At 61.5% G+C, this 15562-nt stretch carries 12 protein-coding genes; 7 read left to right on the top strand and 5 right to left on the bottom strand.

Annotated elements, in window-relative coordinates; all coding sequences use genetic code 11:
* Position 1 precedes the first annotated feature (1 nt).
* The 4 genes from ccmD to ccmA all read right to left on the bottom strand — a co-directional run bounded on the left by ccmD (position 2) and on the right by ccmA (position 2482).
* Positions 2-202 (bottom strand): heme exporter protein CcmD, encoded by a 201-nt coding sequence (ccmD, locus tag RID42_02175; GenBank protein MEQ8246467.1) that lies wholly within the window; start codon positions 200-202, stop codon positions 2-4.
* Between the two features lie 113 nt (positions 203-315).
* Positions 316-1059 (bottom strand): heme ABC transporter permease, encoded by a 744-nt coding sequence (locus RID42_02170; GenBank protein MEQ8246466.1) that lies wholly within the window; start codon positions 1057-1059, stop codon positions 316-318.
* 99 nt (positions 1060-1158) lie between these two features.
* Positions 1159-1824 carry a heme exporter protein CcmB gene (gene ccmB / locus RID42_02165; protein MEQ8246465.1) on the bottom strand — a complete coding sequence of 222 codons (666 nt, stop codon included), beginning with the start codon at positions 1822-1824 and terminating at the stop codon, positions 1159-1161.
* Positions 1817-2482, bottom strand: coding sequence for a heme ABC exporter ATP-binding protein CcmA (ccmA, locus tag RID42_02160; protein MEQ8246464.1), 666 nt, complete (start codon positions 2480-2482; stop codon positions 1817-1819). Before ccmA ends, ccmB begins: the two co-directional genes overlap by 8 nt.
* Before the next feature lie 225 nt (positions 2483-2707).
* Here ccmA and acnA point away from each other — a divergent pair, with 225 nt between their 5' ends.
* Together acnA and RID42_02150 are read left to right on the top strand one after the other, a co-directional pair.
* The gene (gene acnA, locus RID42_02155; protein MEQ8246463.1) at positions 2708-5401 is read left to right on the top strand and encodes an aconitate hydratase AcnA; all 2694 of its coding nucleotides are present in this window, start codon (positions 2708-2710) and stop codon (positions 5399-5401) included.
* Positions 5402-5467: 66 nt separating this feature from the next.
* Complete coding sequence (locus RID42_02150) at positions 5468-6220, top strand: DUF1223 domain-containing protein (protein ID MEQ8246462.1); 753 nt, start codon at positions 5468-5470, stop codon at positions 6218-6220.
* On the opposite strand, the gene htpG is transcribed toward RID42_02150, so the two are convergent.
* The gene (gene htpG / locus RID42_02145; GenBank protein MEQ8246461.1) at positions 6217-8118 is read right to left on the bottom strand and encodes a molecular chaperone HtpG; all 1902 of its coding nucleotides are present in this window, start codon (positions 8116-8118) and stop codon (positions 6217-6219) included. The two genes, RID42_02150 and htpG, sit on opposite strands and share 4 nt — an antisense overlap.
* A gap of 187 nt (positions 8119-8305) precedes the next feature.
* Here htpG and mdh point away from each other — a divergent pair, with 187 nt between their 5' ends.
* The 5 genes from mdh to odhB all read left to right on the top strand — a co-directional run bounded on the left by mdh (position 8306) and on the right by odhB (position 15551).
* Positions 8306-9304: a malate dehydrogenase gene (gene mdh, locus RID42_02140; GenBank protein MEQ8246460.1), complete on the top strand. Its 999-nt coding sequence runs from the start codon at positions 8306-8308 to the stop codon at positions 9302-9304.
* Between the two features lie 97 nt (positions 9305-9401).
* Entirely contained in the window at positions 9402-10571 is a 1170-nt protein-coding gene (sucC, locus tag RID42_02135) for an ADP-forming succinate--CoA ligase subunit beta (protein MEQ8246459.1), read from the top strand.
* Positions 10571-11452: a succinate--CoA ligase subunit alpha gene (sucD, locus tag RID42_02130; protein ID MEQ8246458.1), complete on the top strand. Its 882-nt coding sequence runs from the start codon at positions 10571-10573 to the stop codon at positions 11450-11452. Before sucC ends, sucD begins: the two co-directional genes overlap by 1 nt.
* Before the next feature lie 38 nt (positions 11453-11490).
* Positions 11491-14349, top strand: a complete 2859-nt coding sequence (locus RID42_02125) for a 2-oxoglutarate dehydrogenase E1 component (GenBank protein MEQ8246457.1) — start codon at positions 11491-11493, stop codon at positions 14347-14349.
* Between the two features lie 11 nt (positions 14350-14360).
* The gene (gene odhB / locus RID42_02120; protein ID MEQ8246456.1) at positions 14361-15551 is read left to right on the top strand and encodes a 2-oxoglutarate dehydrogenase complex dihydrolipoyllysine-residue succinyltransferase; all 1191 of its coding nucleotides are present in this window, start codon (positions 14361-14363) and stop codon (positions 15549-15551) included.
* Positions 15552-15562 lie beyond the last annotated feature (11 nt).

Here is a 15562-nt window from a genome sequence, read left to right as displayed (position 1 = left end):
GCTAGGTGTCCGATTCTTTCTGGGCGCCAGTGAGGTCGCGCCGCCGTCCACGCCGCGCCTGCTGCAGAAGATCTAGCGTCTTTTGATCGATCTTCAAGGCAAGGCGGCTGCGCAGGAATAGGCCCACGAGGAGGACGGCAGTTACCCCGAAGGCCGGCCAAACGAAGGCCCCGTATCCGCCCATATGAAGAATTGCCGCCATGCCCATGCCGTTGATGTCTTACGCCTTGTCTGGGGCGACCGGTGCGGGGTCGCCGGTGTCGCCGCGCGCCAATATAGGAACCCACCCAAGATGGGTCCACACAACGCCCGGTCCTAGGTTTCAGCCGCCGCATGGCCGTCGGCTGCAACATACAGCGTTTGCAGGGCCTGGATTCGCCGGGCAACGATCTCTCGTTGCATGCGCAAGATAAGAACGACCGCAAAGAAACACGCAAATCCGCCCCACATCACGGCAAGGGGCGACAGAAGGTCGGGGTGAATGGTCGGGCCGCCAACCCGAATGATGCTGGCTGGCTGATGCAGCGTGTTCCACCAGTCGACGGAGAATTTGATGATGGGAAGATTGACCGCGCCGACCAAGGCCAAAATAGCAGCGGCTTTGGCGGCCCGGCGGTCGTCGTCGAAGGCTTCCCACAGACCCATGTATCCCAAGTAGAGGAATAACATGATCAATACGGAGGTCAGCCGTGCATCCCACACCCACCAGGTGCCCCAAGTCGGTTGGCCCCACAGCGCGCCGGTGATGAGGGCGATAAGGGTAAAGACCGCGCCGATCGGCGCTGCGGACTTTGCCGCGATGTCGGCCAGCGGGTGACGCCAGATCAACGCAACCGCGCTGGCGATTGCCATGAATGCGTACACGCCTGAGGCCAGCGTCGCGGCGGGGACATGCACGTACATGATCCTTACGCTGTCCCCTTGCTGATAGTCGGGCGGCGACACAAATAATCCCAGGTACAGCCCGATCCCGAACAAAATGGCAGTTGCGCCGGTGAGCCACGGCAGGAGGGCGGAGCTAATACGCACAAAGCGCGCGGGGTTGGCGAAACGATGCATAGTGGCCATTAGGCTTTCTCCGTCGACGGTGCGGCAATGCACGACACCGTGAGGGTTTGGTTATCGGGCGTTGGATACCTCAACAGGTGCCCCGTTGCATTATTCCAAATTCAGTCGCAGCGCCGCCGCGCCCGCGAGCGGTGCAAGAACGGCCGAGAATAGGAAAAGGGCCCCTAGGATCAGCAAATGAGGGCGCGGCGACAGCCCGCTGGCTGCCGCATCGACGGCCGCGACGCCGAAGATCAACACGGGGATAAAGAGCGGGATGACCAGGAGCGAAAGCAAGACCCCGCCGCGCTTGACGCCGACGGTAAGCGCCGCCCCGATGCCGCCCAACAAGCTCAAGGTCGGCGTGCCCAAGGCCATTGCCGCGATCAGTGTCGGAAAAGCGGACGCGTCGAGTTGCATCAGTACCCCGAGGAGCGGACTCAGCACCACCAGCAAGAGGCCCGTTGTCGCCCAATGGGCGAGCGTCTTGGCGAGCGATACAAGTTCCAGCGGCAGCGGGCTCAGTGCGATCAGATCGAGACTGCCGTCTTCGAAATCGCTCTGATACATGCGGTCGAGAGAAAGCATGGTGGCCAGAAGTGCGGCCACCCAGATGACACCGCTTGCAATCCGTCCGAGGAGCGCCGATTCCGGCCCAACCCCGAGGGGAAAAAGCGTTACCGTCAGGATGAAGAAGACGGCGACGCTGGTCGTCGCACCGCCCTGGCGCCGGGCGAGGAGCACATCGCGGCGCAGGAGAGCGAGAAACTCAGACATCTTCCGACTCCAAAGTCCGCGCCAACGACAACTCGACGGTCTCCTGGGCGTCGATCGACAGCGGAGCATGTGTTGCGATCAAAGCGCTGCCGGCGTTGGAAAGATGGGCGCGCAGGCCGGCCTCAAGGCGCCGAACGCTGTCGGCATCGAGGGTTACCGTCGGTTCGTCGAGAAGCCACAGGTGGCCGGGCGACAGCGTTAGGCGAACGAGGTTGAGTCTGCGCCGCTGACCGGCCGACAACAGCCGAGCGGGAAGGTCGGCGAGGCCGTCGAGTGCCTGCGTCGCCAGCGCGGCGTCGACCGCCGCGCGGTCGGATTGGGGTGCGCCATAAATCGCCGACCAGTAGACGAGGTTTTCGGCGACGCTCAAAGACGGCTTCACCGCATCCTGGTGGCCGACATACCTGATTTGCCGCCGGTGGAAATCCGGATCGGGCGGGGCGGTCGCGGCGCCCCAGGACATTTGTCCGCTTGCCGGTTTCAGGAGTCCGGCCACCAAGCGAAGCAAGCTTGACTTGCCGCTCCCGTTTGGCCCGCGCAGCAGCGTTACCTGGCCCGGCGCTACCGCGAAGGATAGGTCGGCAAACACAAGCCGTTGGCCGCGAATACAGGTCAGTCGGTCGGCCCGGAATACTTCGCGCCGGGGGGCAGAAGTCATGCGGTGGATTGCTCTGGTTGGCCGTGCCACCTGATTGCGGCAAGGCGCAGGCAGTTTAGGGCGCAAAATTTCCCCTCTGCAAACGGTGGCCGGGCCGTGCACGCTGTAAAAGCGGGTGTGGCTCGGGTTCCCGTTGGCCAGCCGAGTAGAATTGCCTTTCTGGCCATGGTAAACCGCGCTCCAGCGCGTCGTTGGGCCGCGCTCAACTAGGTTTGGAGGCATACTGTGGCGTCGATCGGTCGGGACACTCTCAAAACGCGCCGGACATTGAAGGTCGGCAATCGCAGCTACGAGTACTTCAGCATCAAAGCCGCGCAAAAGGCGCTCGACGTTGATCTCAGTACGTTGCCTCTCTCGCTCAAGGTGTTGTTCGAAAACCTGCTGCGATACGAAGACGGGCGCACTGTCAAAGTTTCCGACGTGAAGGCCATGGCGTCGTGGTTGAAGCGGCGCAAGATGGCGCGCGAAATCGCTTACCGGCCGGCACGCGTATTGATGCAAGACTTTACCGGGGTTCCCGCAGTGGTCGATTTGGCCGCCATGCGCGATGCCGTCGCTGCAACCGGTGGCGACCCCGCCAAGATCAATCCACTGTCGCCCGTCGACCTGGTGATCGACCATTCAGTGATGGTGGATACCTTCGGGACAGCGTCGGCCTTTAAGAACAACGTGCAGTTTGAATACGAGCGCAACATGGAACGCTACGAGTTCCTGCGCTGGGGTCAGGAAGCGTTCGACAATTTCCGCGTGGTGCCGCCAGGCGTCGGTATTTGCCATCAAGTGAATCTCGAGTATCTCGCGCGTGTCGTGTGGACCGATAAGGTTGCAGGCAAGACCTTTGCCTATCCCGACACGCTGGTCGGCACCGATAGCCACACGACGATGGTGAACGGGTTGTCGGTCCTCGGTTGGGGGGTCGGCGGTATCGAGGCCGAGGCGGCGATGCTCGGGCAACCGATCTCGATGCTGATTCCCGAGGTCGTCGGGTTCCGCTTGAGCGGCAAGCCCAAGGAGGGCACCACCGCGACCGATCTCGTGCTGACCGTGACGCAAATGCTGCGCAAGATGGGCGTGGTCGGCAAGTTCGTCGAGTTCTACGGCCCAGGTTTGTCGCAGCTGTCGCTCGCAGACCGTGCCACGATCTCGAACATGGCGCCGGAATACGGTGCGACCTGCGGGTTCTTTCCGGTCGACGACGAGACCCTCGCCTATTTGCGGGCCACCGGCCGCAAGAAGGCCGATATCGACCTTGTCGAAAAATACGCCAAGGCCCAGGGATTGTGGCGGACGTCGCGGGGTCCCGAGCCGACGTTTTCGGCGACGATGGAACTCGACATTTCGACGGTCGAACCGAGCCTCGCCGGTCCGAAGCGGCCGCAGGACCGTCTCCCGCTGTCGACCGCCGCGTCGGGCTTCAAGGCTGGTCTCGAAAGCGAATACGGCGTTAAGGATAAGGAAAAAAGCGTCAAGGTTCGCGGCGCCAACTATGAACTGACCCATGGCGACGTCGTCATCGCAGCCATCACGAGTTGCACCAATACGTCCAATCCGGCCGTGATGCTTGGCGCAGGCTTGGTCGCGCGCAATGCGGTGGCGAAGGGCCTGAAGGTCAAGCCCTGGGTCAAGACCTCGCTTGCGCCCGGATCTAAGGTCGTCAGCGAGTACCTCGAACATGCCGGCCTCCAGGACGACCTGAATAAACTCGGGTTCAACTTGGTGGGTTACGGTTGTACGACGTGTATCGGCAATTCCGGTCCGCTCCCGACGCCGATTTCGGACGCCATCGGCGCCGGCGATCTTGTGGCCGCCGCGGTGCTGTCGGGTAATCGCAATTTCGAAGGACGGGTTAGTCCGCATACGCGCGCCAACTACCTCGCCTCACCGATGCTGGTTGTGGCCTATGCGATCGCCGGCAACATGAAGATCGATCTCTTCAAGGATCCGATCGGCGAGGATAAGAAGGGCAAGCCGGTTTATCTCGCAGATATTTGGCCGTCGAACGAAGAGATCCACAGGACTATTCGCCGTTCCGTCAAGCCGTCCATGTTCCGCGACGAGTACGCGAACGCGACGGTGGGTGACGCGCGCTGGCGCAAGATCAAGACGGGCGGCGGGTTGACCTACGACTGGAACAAGAAATCGACCTACGTCAAGAACCCACCCTACTTCGAGGCGTTGTCGCTGGAACTATCCAAAGTCTCCGACATAAAAGGTGCGCGCCTCCTCGCGTTGCTGGGTGATTCGATCACAACCGATCACATTTCTCCGGCCGGTTCCATCAAGGAGGCCGGGCCCGCCGGCGACTATCTAAAGAAGCATGGCGTGAAGCCCGCCGACTTCAATTCCTACGGTTCGCGCCGCGGCAACCACGAAGTGATGATGCGCGGCACGTTTGCCAACATCCGGCTGCGCAACGAAATGGCGCCGGGCACCGAGGGTGGGGTCACGCGCTACCAACCTGGCGGCAAGCAAATGTCGATCTACGACGCTTCGATGGCCTACCAAGAGAAGGGCATCAAACTCGTGATCGTTGCGGGCAAGGAGTATGGCACCGGGTCGTCGCGCGACTGGGCCGCGAAGGGGACCCGTCTGCTTGGCGTCGGCGCCGTCATCGCCGAGAGTTTCGAGCGCATCCATCGCTCCAACCTCGTCGGGATGGGCGTGCTCCCGCTTGAATTCAAGAACGGGATGACGCGCAAGAGCCTCAAGCTCGACGGCAGCGAAGTGATCGACATTGTCGGGATCGAAAAGGGTATCAAGCCGCTGATGGATGTCAGTTGCCGCATTACCTATTCGGACGGGAAGTCGAAGTCCGTCGATCTTCTGTGCCGCATCGATACCGCAAACGAGGTCGACTATTACCTCAACGGCGGCATCCTTCATTACGTCCTGAGGAACTTGATCGCCGGCACCGCGTAGCGCGACGCCGCGGCAGTCACCCTTTCTTGATTCGCGCGTCCAGGGAGCCGGGGATAGCGTCGAGCCATGGCTAATCTCCGATTCTCGACTTGGCTTGTGCTTGTCGCGACTGCCTTCGTGGGCGTCTCCGGGGCGATGGCGGCGGAGCGTAAGGCGCCCGTCGTTGTGGAATTGTTCACCTCGCAAGGGTGCAACTCCTGCCCACCTGCCGATGCTTATCTGGCGTCGTTGAAGGGGCGCGAAAACGTGATCGCGCTGAGCTACCACGTCAATTATTGGGACTACTTGGGGTGGCGCGATACGTTTGCGAGCGAGGCGACGACCAATCGCCAACGCGAGTACGCGCGCACCCTAGGGGAGCGGACCATCTATACGCCGCAAATCGTTGTCGGTGGGCGCTACCATGAGGTTGGCTCGCGGCACAAAGCGGTCGATCGCGCGATACGAAAAGCCGCGCTCGAACAAGAAGAAAGCCTCTCCGTTAAGCTTTCGGAAGTGCCGTTGGGCACCCTTCGGATCAATGTCTCCGAGGGGCAGATCTACAATCGGCGGGTTCTAGTGTGGTTGATCCTCTTCGATCCCTACCATGAAGTCGCAGTCGAGCGCGGCGAGAATGGCGGGCGTACGCTCGGGTCGCACAACGTCGTTCGCGACGTTCGGGAGATCGGCGAGTGGTATGGCAAGACACTGAGCTTGGCGCTCAGCATCGAGGATCTTCAAGCGGTCGGCGAAGCCGTCGCGGTGATCGTCCAGGAGTACGATTCAGGGCATATCTTGGGTGCCCAAAAGTCCGATCTCGCCAGCTTGACGCGTCCTTAAGGTTCGGTCGCCACCGCTTTTTCGAGGATCGACACTAAACGGCGCGAAAACGCCGCGATGTCGGGCGGCAGCTCGCCTTCGAGGATCGTTGCCTGATCGAACAGCATGTGCGCCGCATCGTCCAATCGCGCGCCTGCGTTTTCGCTGGCGGCAAGTTTGGCGAGCGCTGAAATCACCGCGTGTTTCGGATTGATCTCCAGGACGCGCAGGGTGCCCTCCGTGATCCGCCCATGCTGGCGCAGCAGCCGCTCGGTATGCATATCCAGTCCGTCGTCGGCGGCGACGAGACAGGCCGGGCTGTCGGTAAGCCGGTCGCTGACGCGAACGTCCTTCGCACGGTCCTTGAGTGCCAGCTTTAGGAGTGCGACCAGCCGTTTCGTGCCGACGTCGTCGGGTTCAGCGGCTTCGTCGCCGCCATCGGATTTCGCCGGCAGGTCCTGCAAGTCCGCCGTCCCGCGGGTGACGGACTTGAACGGCGTCTCGTTGAAGCTGCCGAGGGCGTTGACCCAGAAATCGTCGACCGGATCCGATAGGAGGAGGACTTCGATATCGCGCGCCTTGAAGCCTTCGAGGTGCGGGCTGCGCGCCACGGCGTCGCGGTCGCCGACGATGTAATAGATGGTCTTTTGGCCGTCCTTCATCCGCCCCACGTAATCGGCGAGGGTGGTCACTTCGGATGAGCGCGTGCTGTGGAACCGAGCGATGGGGAGGATGTTGTCCTTCGCGTCGGGGTCTTCGTACAGACCTTCCTTGACGACGGCCCCGAACTCTTTCCAGAAGGCTTCGAATTTCGTGGGTTCTTTTTCCGACAGCTTATGCAGTTCGCGAAACAGCTTCTTGACGATGTCTTTGCGGATTTTTGCGACCAACGGACTCGCCTGGAGCATTTCCCGGCTGACATTGAGGCTCAGGTCTTCGGTGTCGACGACACCGCACAGGAACCGCAGGTAGGGGGGCACCAGGCCCTCCATCTCGGCGGTGACGAAGACCCGTTTGACGTAAAGCCGCACGTGGTGCGCCCGCGCCGGATCGAAAATATCGAAGGGCCGGACCGTCGGCACGAACAAGAGGAGGGTGTAGTCGATCTTCCCCTCGACGCGGGCGTGCAACGTCAGGGTCGGTTCGTCGAAGTTGCCCGAGACGTGGTGGTAGAACTCCGCATACTGGGTGGGTTCGATGTCGCTCTTGGGCTTGGTCCACAGGGCCGAGGCGTCGTTCAGCGTTTCGGGCGCTCCGTCGCCGCCCTGCAGGACCACGGGAATGCCGATGTGGTCGGCGTGCTTCTTGACGATACGCCGCAGCGTTTCGGGCTTGAGGTAATCCTTGGCGTCCTTCTTCAAATGCAGGCTCACGGTCGTGCCGCGTGCGGCCCGGTCGCTCGGCCCGACGGTGAACTCGCCCAGTCCGTCCGATGTCCAACGCCAGCTCTGCGTATCGCCGGCGCGGCGCGACTCGACCACGACCTCGTCGGCCACCATGAATGCCGAGTAAAATCCAACGCCGAATTGACCGATCATCGACGCGGCCTTGTCCTTACTGTCGGCCTGGGCGTCCTTGAGATGTTCCATGAAGGCTGCCGTGCCGGACTTGGCGATGGTTCCCAAGTTGTCGGCCAGCTCGTCGCGGGTCATCCCGATGCCGTTGTCGCTGACCCGCAACACGCCACCGGCCTTGTCCACTTCCAAGAGAACGCGGAATTCCGGGTCGTCGTCGACGAGCGCGGGCGTCGTGATCGATTCGTAACGTAGCTTGTCACAGGCGTCGGACGCGTTCGAAATCAGTTCGCGCAGAAATACATCCCGGTCGCTGTAGAGCGAGTTGGCGACGATCTGCAGCAGACGGCTGACTTCCGCCTGAAAGCTTCTCTTTTCGACGGTAGGGGCGTCCGTGTCGGTCATTCTCATGGTCTCCGGTCAGGAAATTGGCGTGCGTCGGGCTAGCGCCGGTCTGCCGCACCATATGTGCCGCCCCTCGGATGCTTCAAGCTACCTTGCCCGCGCGCTTGCTCGACTTGGGGAATCGGAGTAGGAACCGGGGCCTAACAGGCCGGTTTGGGCGGCTCTCAAGGCAATCAAGGAGGAAGACGTGGCGCGCAAGAAGATCGCTCTTATCGGTGGCGGGAACATCGGTGGAACGCTAGCTCATCTCGCTGGGGTCAAAGAACTTGGCGACATCGTCGTTTTCGACGTTGTCGACGGCCTGCCGCAGGGCAAGGCGCTCGATCTCGCCCAGTCTTCGCCGGTCGAAGGTTTCGACGCCCATCTATCCGGCACCAAGCGCTATGTCGATATTAAAGGCGCCGATGTCGTCATCGTCACCGCAGGTGTCGCCCGCAAGCCGGGAATGAGCCGGGACGACCTTATCGAAATCAACACTAAGGTCATGAAGTCGGTCGGCGAGGGGATCAAGAAATACGCGCCGAAGGCCTTCGTGATCTGCATCACCAACCCATTGGACGCGATGGTTTGGGCGCTTCGCCAAGCCTCCGGCCTTCCGCCGCATATGGTGGTGGGAATGGCGGGTGTCCTCGATTCCGCGCGGTTCCGTTACTTCCTCGCCGAGGAATTCGGCGTTTCGGTCGAGGACGTCACGGCGTTCGTGCTTGGCGGACATGGCGACACGATGGTGCCGCTGGTCCGTTACTCGACAGTCGCCGGCATTCCGATTCCGGACTTGATCAAGAAGAAATGGACCACCAAGAAAAAGATCGACGACATCGTCCAGCGCACCCGCGACGGTGGCGCGGAAATTGTCGGTCTGCTGAAGACCGGTTCGGCGTTCTATGCGCCCGCCGCTGCGGCGATCTTGATGGCTGAGTCCTATCTCAAGGATAAGAAACGGGTTCTTCCGTGCGCCGCCTACCTTTCTGGGGAGTATGGGATCCGCGACGTCTACGTCGGCGTCCCCGTCGTTATTGGGGCCAAGGGTGTGGAGCGCATCGTCGAAATCGACCTCAGCGCGGCGGAGAAGAAAATGTTCAATAACTCCGTCGACTCCGTGAAGGGCCTGATCAAGGTGGTCCAGCGCATCGACCCCAGCCTGAAACCGCGGGGATCGGCGAAATCGCGTGCCAAGAAGGGGTGATCCGGGCGCCGATTTGATGAAATGGGCGGTTATGGCTTAATGATCACGCTAGGCCAGACTTCCGGCGTGCGACCAAGGCAACTACGTTAGGCGTTCCATGAATATTCATGAGTACCAGGCCAAGGGCGTCCTCGCCCAATACGGCGTCACCGTGCCCCGCGGCGGGGTGGCCTATACGCCGCAAGAAGCCAAAAAAGTCGCCGAGGACCTTGGCGGTCCAGTTTGGGTCGTCAAAGCGCAGATTCACGCCGGTGGCCGCGGCAAGGGCGGCGGCGTCAAGGTGGTCAAGTCCCTCGAAGAACTGAACGCCGCCGCGTCGGCGATGATCGGGATGACGTTGGTAACGCCGCAGACCGGGCCCCAGGGCCGCTTGGTCCGGCGCATCTACGTCGAAGAAGGCGCCGATATCGCCCGCGAACTCTATCTAGGCATGCTAGTCGACCGCGGCACTGGTCGGGTCTCGATCATGGCCTCGACCGAGGGCGGCATGGATATCGAAGAGGTTGCCGCCGAAACGCCGGAAAAGATCACCGTGGTGACCATCGATCCCGCCACGGGCATTCAACCCTTCCACGCCCGCAAGGTGGCCTTCGCGCTAGGGTTGGAAGGCGAACAGATCAAGTCAACGGTCCGGTTTGTGCTCGGGGCATACAAGGCCTTTGTGGCAACCGACGCGAGCCTCCTCGAAATCAATCCGCTGGTTGTCACCGGCGCCGGTAGCGTCGTCGCGCTCGACGCAAAAATGAACTTCGACGACAACGCGCTGTTCCGGCACAAGGACATCGCGGCCTTGCGCGACGAAAACGAGGAAGACCCAGCCGAGATCGAGGCCCAGAAACACGACCTCAACTACATCAAACTCGACGGCTCGATCGGGTGCATGGTCAACGGCGCCGGCCTCGCGATGGCGACGATGGACATCATCAAGCTGTTCGGCGGCGCGCCTGCGAATTTCCTCGATGTTGGCGGCGGCGCGAACAAAGAGCGGGTAACCGAGGCGTTCAAGATCATTCTCTCGGATCCCAACGTCGAAGGCATCCTGGTGAACATTTTCGGTGGGATCATGCGCTGCGACGTGATCGCCGAAGGCGTCGTTGCGGCGGCGCGCGACGTCAGCCTCCATGTGCCGCTTGTGGTCCGGCTCGAAGGGACCAATGTCGCGCTGGGCAAAGAGATTCTGGCCAACTCTGGCCTCCCGATCATTACCGGCGACGATCTGGGCGATGCCGCCCGGAAAATCGTCAAAGCGGTTGAGGAAGCTACCTGATGGCTGTTCTGGTCGATTCGAATACTAAAGTGATCTGCCAAGGGTTTACCGGGGTCCAGGGAACTTTTCATTCCGAACAGGCGATCGCCTACGGCACCAAGATGGTGGGCGGCGTTACGCCGGGAAAGGGCGGAACCGAACACCTGGGTCTACCGGTCTTCGACACCGTCGCCGATGCTGTAGAAAAGGTCGGGGTCGATGCCTCGGTCATCTATGTGCCGCCCCCGTTTGCCGCCGATGCGATTCTTGAGGCGGTCGATGCAGGCGTTCCGCTGATCGTGTGCATTACCGAAGGCATTCCCGTCCTCGACATGGTCGACGTCAAACGGGCCCTCCAGAATTCGGGATCGCGTCTGATCGGGCCAAATTGCCCCGGCGTCATCACCCCCGACGCCTGCAAGATCGGGATCATGCCGGGCCACATTCACAAGCCGGGCTCGGTGGGGATCGTCTCCCGGTCGGGCACCTTGACCTACGAAGCCGTCGCGCAGACGACCGCCGCCGGTCTGGGCCAATCGACCTGCATCGGCATCGGTGGGGATCCCGTCAACGGCACGAACTTTGTCGATTGTCTGGAGATGTTCTTGGCTGATCCGGCGACCGAATCGATCATCATGATCGGTGAAATCGGCGGGGACGCGGAGGAAGAAGGCGCGCAACTTCTCCGCGACAGCGCCACGAAAAAACCGGTCGTCGGCTTCATTGCCGGGAGAACCGCACCGCCGGGCCGTCGTATGGGGCACGCCGGCGCGATTATCTCGGGCGGGAAGGGCGGCGCCGAAGATAAGATCGATGCGATGAAATCCGCCGGAATCACGGTGACCGAATCGCCGGCCGCGATGGGCACTACACTTCTTGAATTGCTCAAGCGCGGCCATTAACGCGGCTGACGGGGGGCGCGCGTTGCGCGCCGAATGACATGGGTAGCGAACCGGATCGAGCGTCCTTTCTTACCGGCGTAAACAGTGCGTTTCTGGAACAACAGTACGCCCGCTTCATCGAGAACCCAGCATCGCTGGATGCCCAGTGGCAAGGTTTCTTCGAAGGGTTAGGCGACGATGTCGCCACCGCGCTCGGCGCGCAGCGCGGTGCGAGTTGGGCGCCCGAGGGTGGCCCCTTTGTCACCTCGGTCGAGCCAGAAGAGATGCCGTCGTCCGTGCAGGGCGATGCCCATGTCGCGCCGGAAACGCTGCGTGGCGCCACGCTCGATTCGCTCCGGGCGCTGATGCTAATCCGATCCTACCGGGTTCGCGGTCACCTCAACGCAAAACTTGATCCGCTGGGCCTAGAGGGGCGCGACCCGCACCCCGAATTGGATCCCGCGACCTACGGCTTCACCGAAGCCGATATGGATCGCCCCATTTTTATCGACAACGTGCTCGGCCTCGAGACGGCGACGATGCGCGAGATCGAGCGGGTGCTGCGCCTTACCTACAGTGGCAACATCGGCTACGAGTTCATGCACATCCAGTATCCCGAGCAAAAGGCTTGGATTCAGGAACGCATCGAAGGACACAACTACCGGCCCCAGTTCACCGAGGAAGGCCGCCGCAAGATTCTGGAGCAGCTTACCCATGCCGAGGGTTTCGAGCGGTTCCTGCATCTCAAGTACACCGGTACCAAGAGGTTCGGGTGCGACGGCGCCGAGTCGTTGATCCCGTTGCTCGAGGCGATCAACAAGCGCGCGGCGCTCTCAGGCGTCAAAGAGATCATGTTCGGCATGCCGCACCGGGGCCGTCTCAACGTCCTCACCAATGTGATGGCCAAGCCCTACCTGAAAATATTCTCCGAATTCCAAGGTACCAGTGCTCACCCCGACGACGTACAGGGTTCGGGCGATGTGAAGTACCATCTCGGCACGTCGGCCGACCGCGTGTTTGACGGTGAAAGTGTTCATTTGTCGCTGTCCGCTAACCCCTCTCACCTTGAGGCCGTAAACCCCGTCGTCTTGGGCAAGGTGCGCGCCAAACAATTGCAACACGACGATGTCGACCGCACTAAAGTCCTCAGCATTCTGATGCACGGCGACGCAGCGTTTGCCGGTCAAGGGGTCGTCGCGGAGTGTTTCGCGTTGTCCGACCTCAAGGGCTATCGCACCGGTGGAACGATCCACGTCATCGTGAACAACCAAATCGGCTTTACCACCTCGCCCGGCTACAGCCGCTCCTCGCCCTATCCGTCGGACTTGGCGAAAGGCGTCCAGGCACCGGTGTTCCATGTCAACGGCGACGATCCCGAGGCGGTTGTCCATGTCGCGCGACTCGCAACGGATTTCCGCCAGACCTTCCACCGCGATGTCGTGATCGACATGTTCTGCTACCGACGACACGGACACAACGAAGGCGACGAGCCCGCGTTCACCCAGCCCATCATGTACAAGCGAATCAAGGATCACCCGCCGACGCGGGAGATCTACGCAACCGCTCTGGAGAAGATGGGGTTGCTGAAACCCGGCGAAGCCGAAGAAATTCGCGCGGCATTTCATGCCAAGCTCGACGAAGACTTCACCGCAGCAGAGGCGTTCAAGCCGAACAAAGCGGACTGGCTCGAAGGTGCGTGGAAAGGGCTACGCGTCGCCAGCGGCGAGGCGCGGCGCGGCAAGACAGCAGTCAGCGAGAAATCGCTTAAGCACGTCGGAAAGGTACTGACCGACGTGCCGGAAGACTTCAATTTGCACCGGACCATTCGCCGGCAACTCGACGCCAAGAAAGAGGTCTTTGCGTCGGGCGAGGGGATCGATTGGGCGACCGCCGAGGCGTTGGCCTTCGGAACGCTGCTGTCCGAAGGCCACGGCGTTCGTTTGAGCGGACAAGACTCCCAGCGTGGAACGTTCTCCCAGCGTCACGCCGTCCTGATCGACCAAGACACCGAAGCCCGCCATATCGCGCTCGAGCACATCTCACCCGGTCAAGCCAAGTTCGAAGTCGTCGACAGCATGTTGTCGGAGTTTGCCGTCCTCGGGTTTGAGTACGGCTACAGCCAAACCGCGCCGAACTCGCTGGTGATGTGGGAAGCCCAATTCGGCGATTTTGCGAACGGCGCGCAGGTCATCGTCGACCAATTCATTTCGTCGGGCGAGAGCAAGTGGTTGCGGATGAGCGGCCTCGTGATGTTGCTGCCCCACGGGTACGAAGGTCAGGGGCCCGAACACAGTTCGGCGCGCCTGGAGCGCTACTTGCAGCTGTGCGCCGAAGACAACATGCAAGTTGCCAACTGCACGACGCCGGCGAACTACTTCCACATCTTGCGTCGGCAAGTGCATCGCGATTTTCGCAAGCCGTTGGTCTTGGTGACCCCTAAGTCTTTGCTGCGGCACAAGCGCGCGGTGTCGCGCCTCGATGAACTGGCTGGGAAAACAAGCTTCCACCGTGTGCTCTGGGACGAATGCCCGGTCGACAAGGACGACAAGATCAAGCGCGTCGTCGTGTGTTCCGGCAAGATCTACTACGACCTGTGGGAAGAGCGCGAAAAGAACGACATTCGCAACGTTGTCGTACTCCGAGCCGAACAACTCTACCCCTTTCCGTACCGATCGTTGACCAAGGAGCTCCGGCGTTATCCGAACGCCGAAATCGTTTGGTGCCAAGAAGAGCCAAAGAACCAGGGGGCTTGGTCTTTCGTCGCGCCGCGTCTCGATGAAGTATTCCAGACTTTGGGGCGCAAAGGTCAGCGCCCGAAATACTTTGGGCGTTCGGAGAGCGCGTCGACAGCGACGGGTCTCTTGCGAAAGCACCTCGAAGAACAATCGAAGATTGTTCGTGAAACGATAACAGTCTAAGTGGGTCACCCATGACAGTCGAAATCAAAGTGCCCGCATTGGGCGAATCGGTAAGCGAAGCGACCGTCGCACGGTGGTACAAGGCCGTCGGCGATGCCGTCGCGGCCGACGAGCCGTTGGTCGAACTCGAGACCGACAAGGTAACCGTCGAAGTCCCGGCTGCCACCGCAGGCACGCTTAGTGAGATTGTCGCCGCCGAGGGCACGAACGTCGAAGTCGGGGCCCTCCTGGGCGCGATCACCGAAGGCGCCGGACCGGCCGCCTCCAAGCCGGCACCTGCAGCAAAGGCCGCGCCGACGCCTGCGCCGGCCAAGGCGTCGGCAGTGCCGCCCGCCCAGGCGGCGGCGCCTGCCGCGGGCCAAGCCCCGTCGGTACGGCGGATTGCCGCTGAAACCGGAATCGATCCCGCCACCGTCGCGGGAACTGGCAAAGGTGGCCGGGTTACCAAAGGCGACATGATCGCCCATGTCGAAGGCGGCGCTTCAAAGGCGTCGGCGCGGGGTCCACGCGAAGAGCGCGTGCGGATGAGCCGCCTGCGCCAGCGCATCGCCCAGCGCCTCAAAGAAGCGCAAAACACGGCGGCGATGCTCACGACGTTCAACGAAGTCGACATGAGTGCGCTGTTGAAACTCCGGTCCGACTACCGGGACACATTCGAAAAGAAGCATGGCGTACGGCTGGGCTTCATGTCGTTCTTTGCCAAGGCGAGCGTCGTAGCCCTGCGCGAAATCCCCTCGGTCAACGGCGAGATCGACGGCGACGAGATCGTCTTCAAGAACTATTACGATATCGGGGTGGCGGTATCCGCACCCCAGGGACTTGTCGTCCCGGTATTGCGCGACGTCGACGAGATGTCGTTTGCCGGCGTCGAGAAATCGATCGCCGATTATGGGCGGCAGGCGCGGGACGGAAAGCTGGCGATCGAGGATCTGACCGGCGGCACCTTCACGATTTCGAACGGTGGCGTTTTCGGGTCGTTGTTGTCGACGCCGATCCTCAATCCGCCGCAATCGGCCATTCTCGGGATGCATAAAATCGAAAAGCGTCCCGTAGTTGTCGACGATGCCGTCGTCGTTCGCCCGATGATGTATCTCGCGCTTTCGTACGACCACAGAATCGTCGATGGGCGCGAAGCGGTTATGTTCCTCGTGCGCGTCAAAGAATGCATTGAGGATCCGCAGCGCATTCTCCTGGACATGTAGCGCCGCGCGCC

The organism is Alphaproteobacteria bacterium (assembly GCA_040216735.1).
GTDB lineage: Bacteria > Pseudomonadota > Alphaproteobacteria > SHVP01 > SHVP01 > CALJDF01.
Note: the sequence above shows the minus strand (reverse complement) of the source record. Positions and strands in the feature narration are given on the sequence as shown.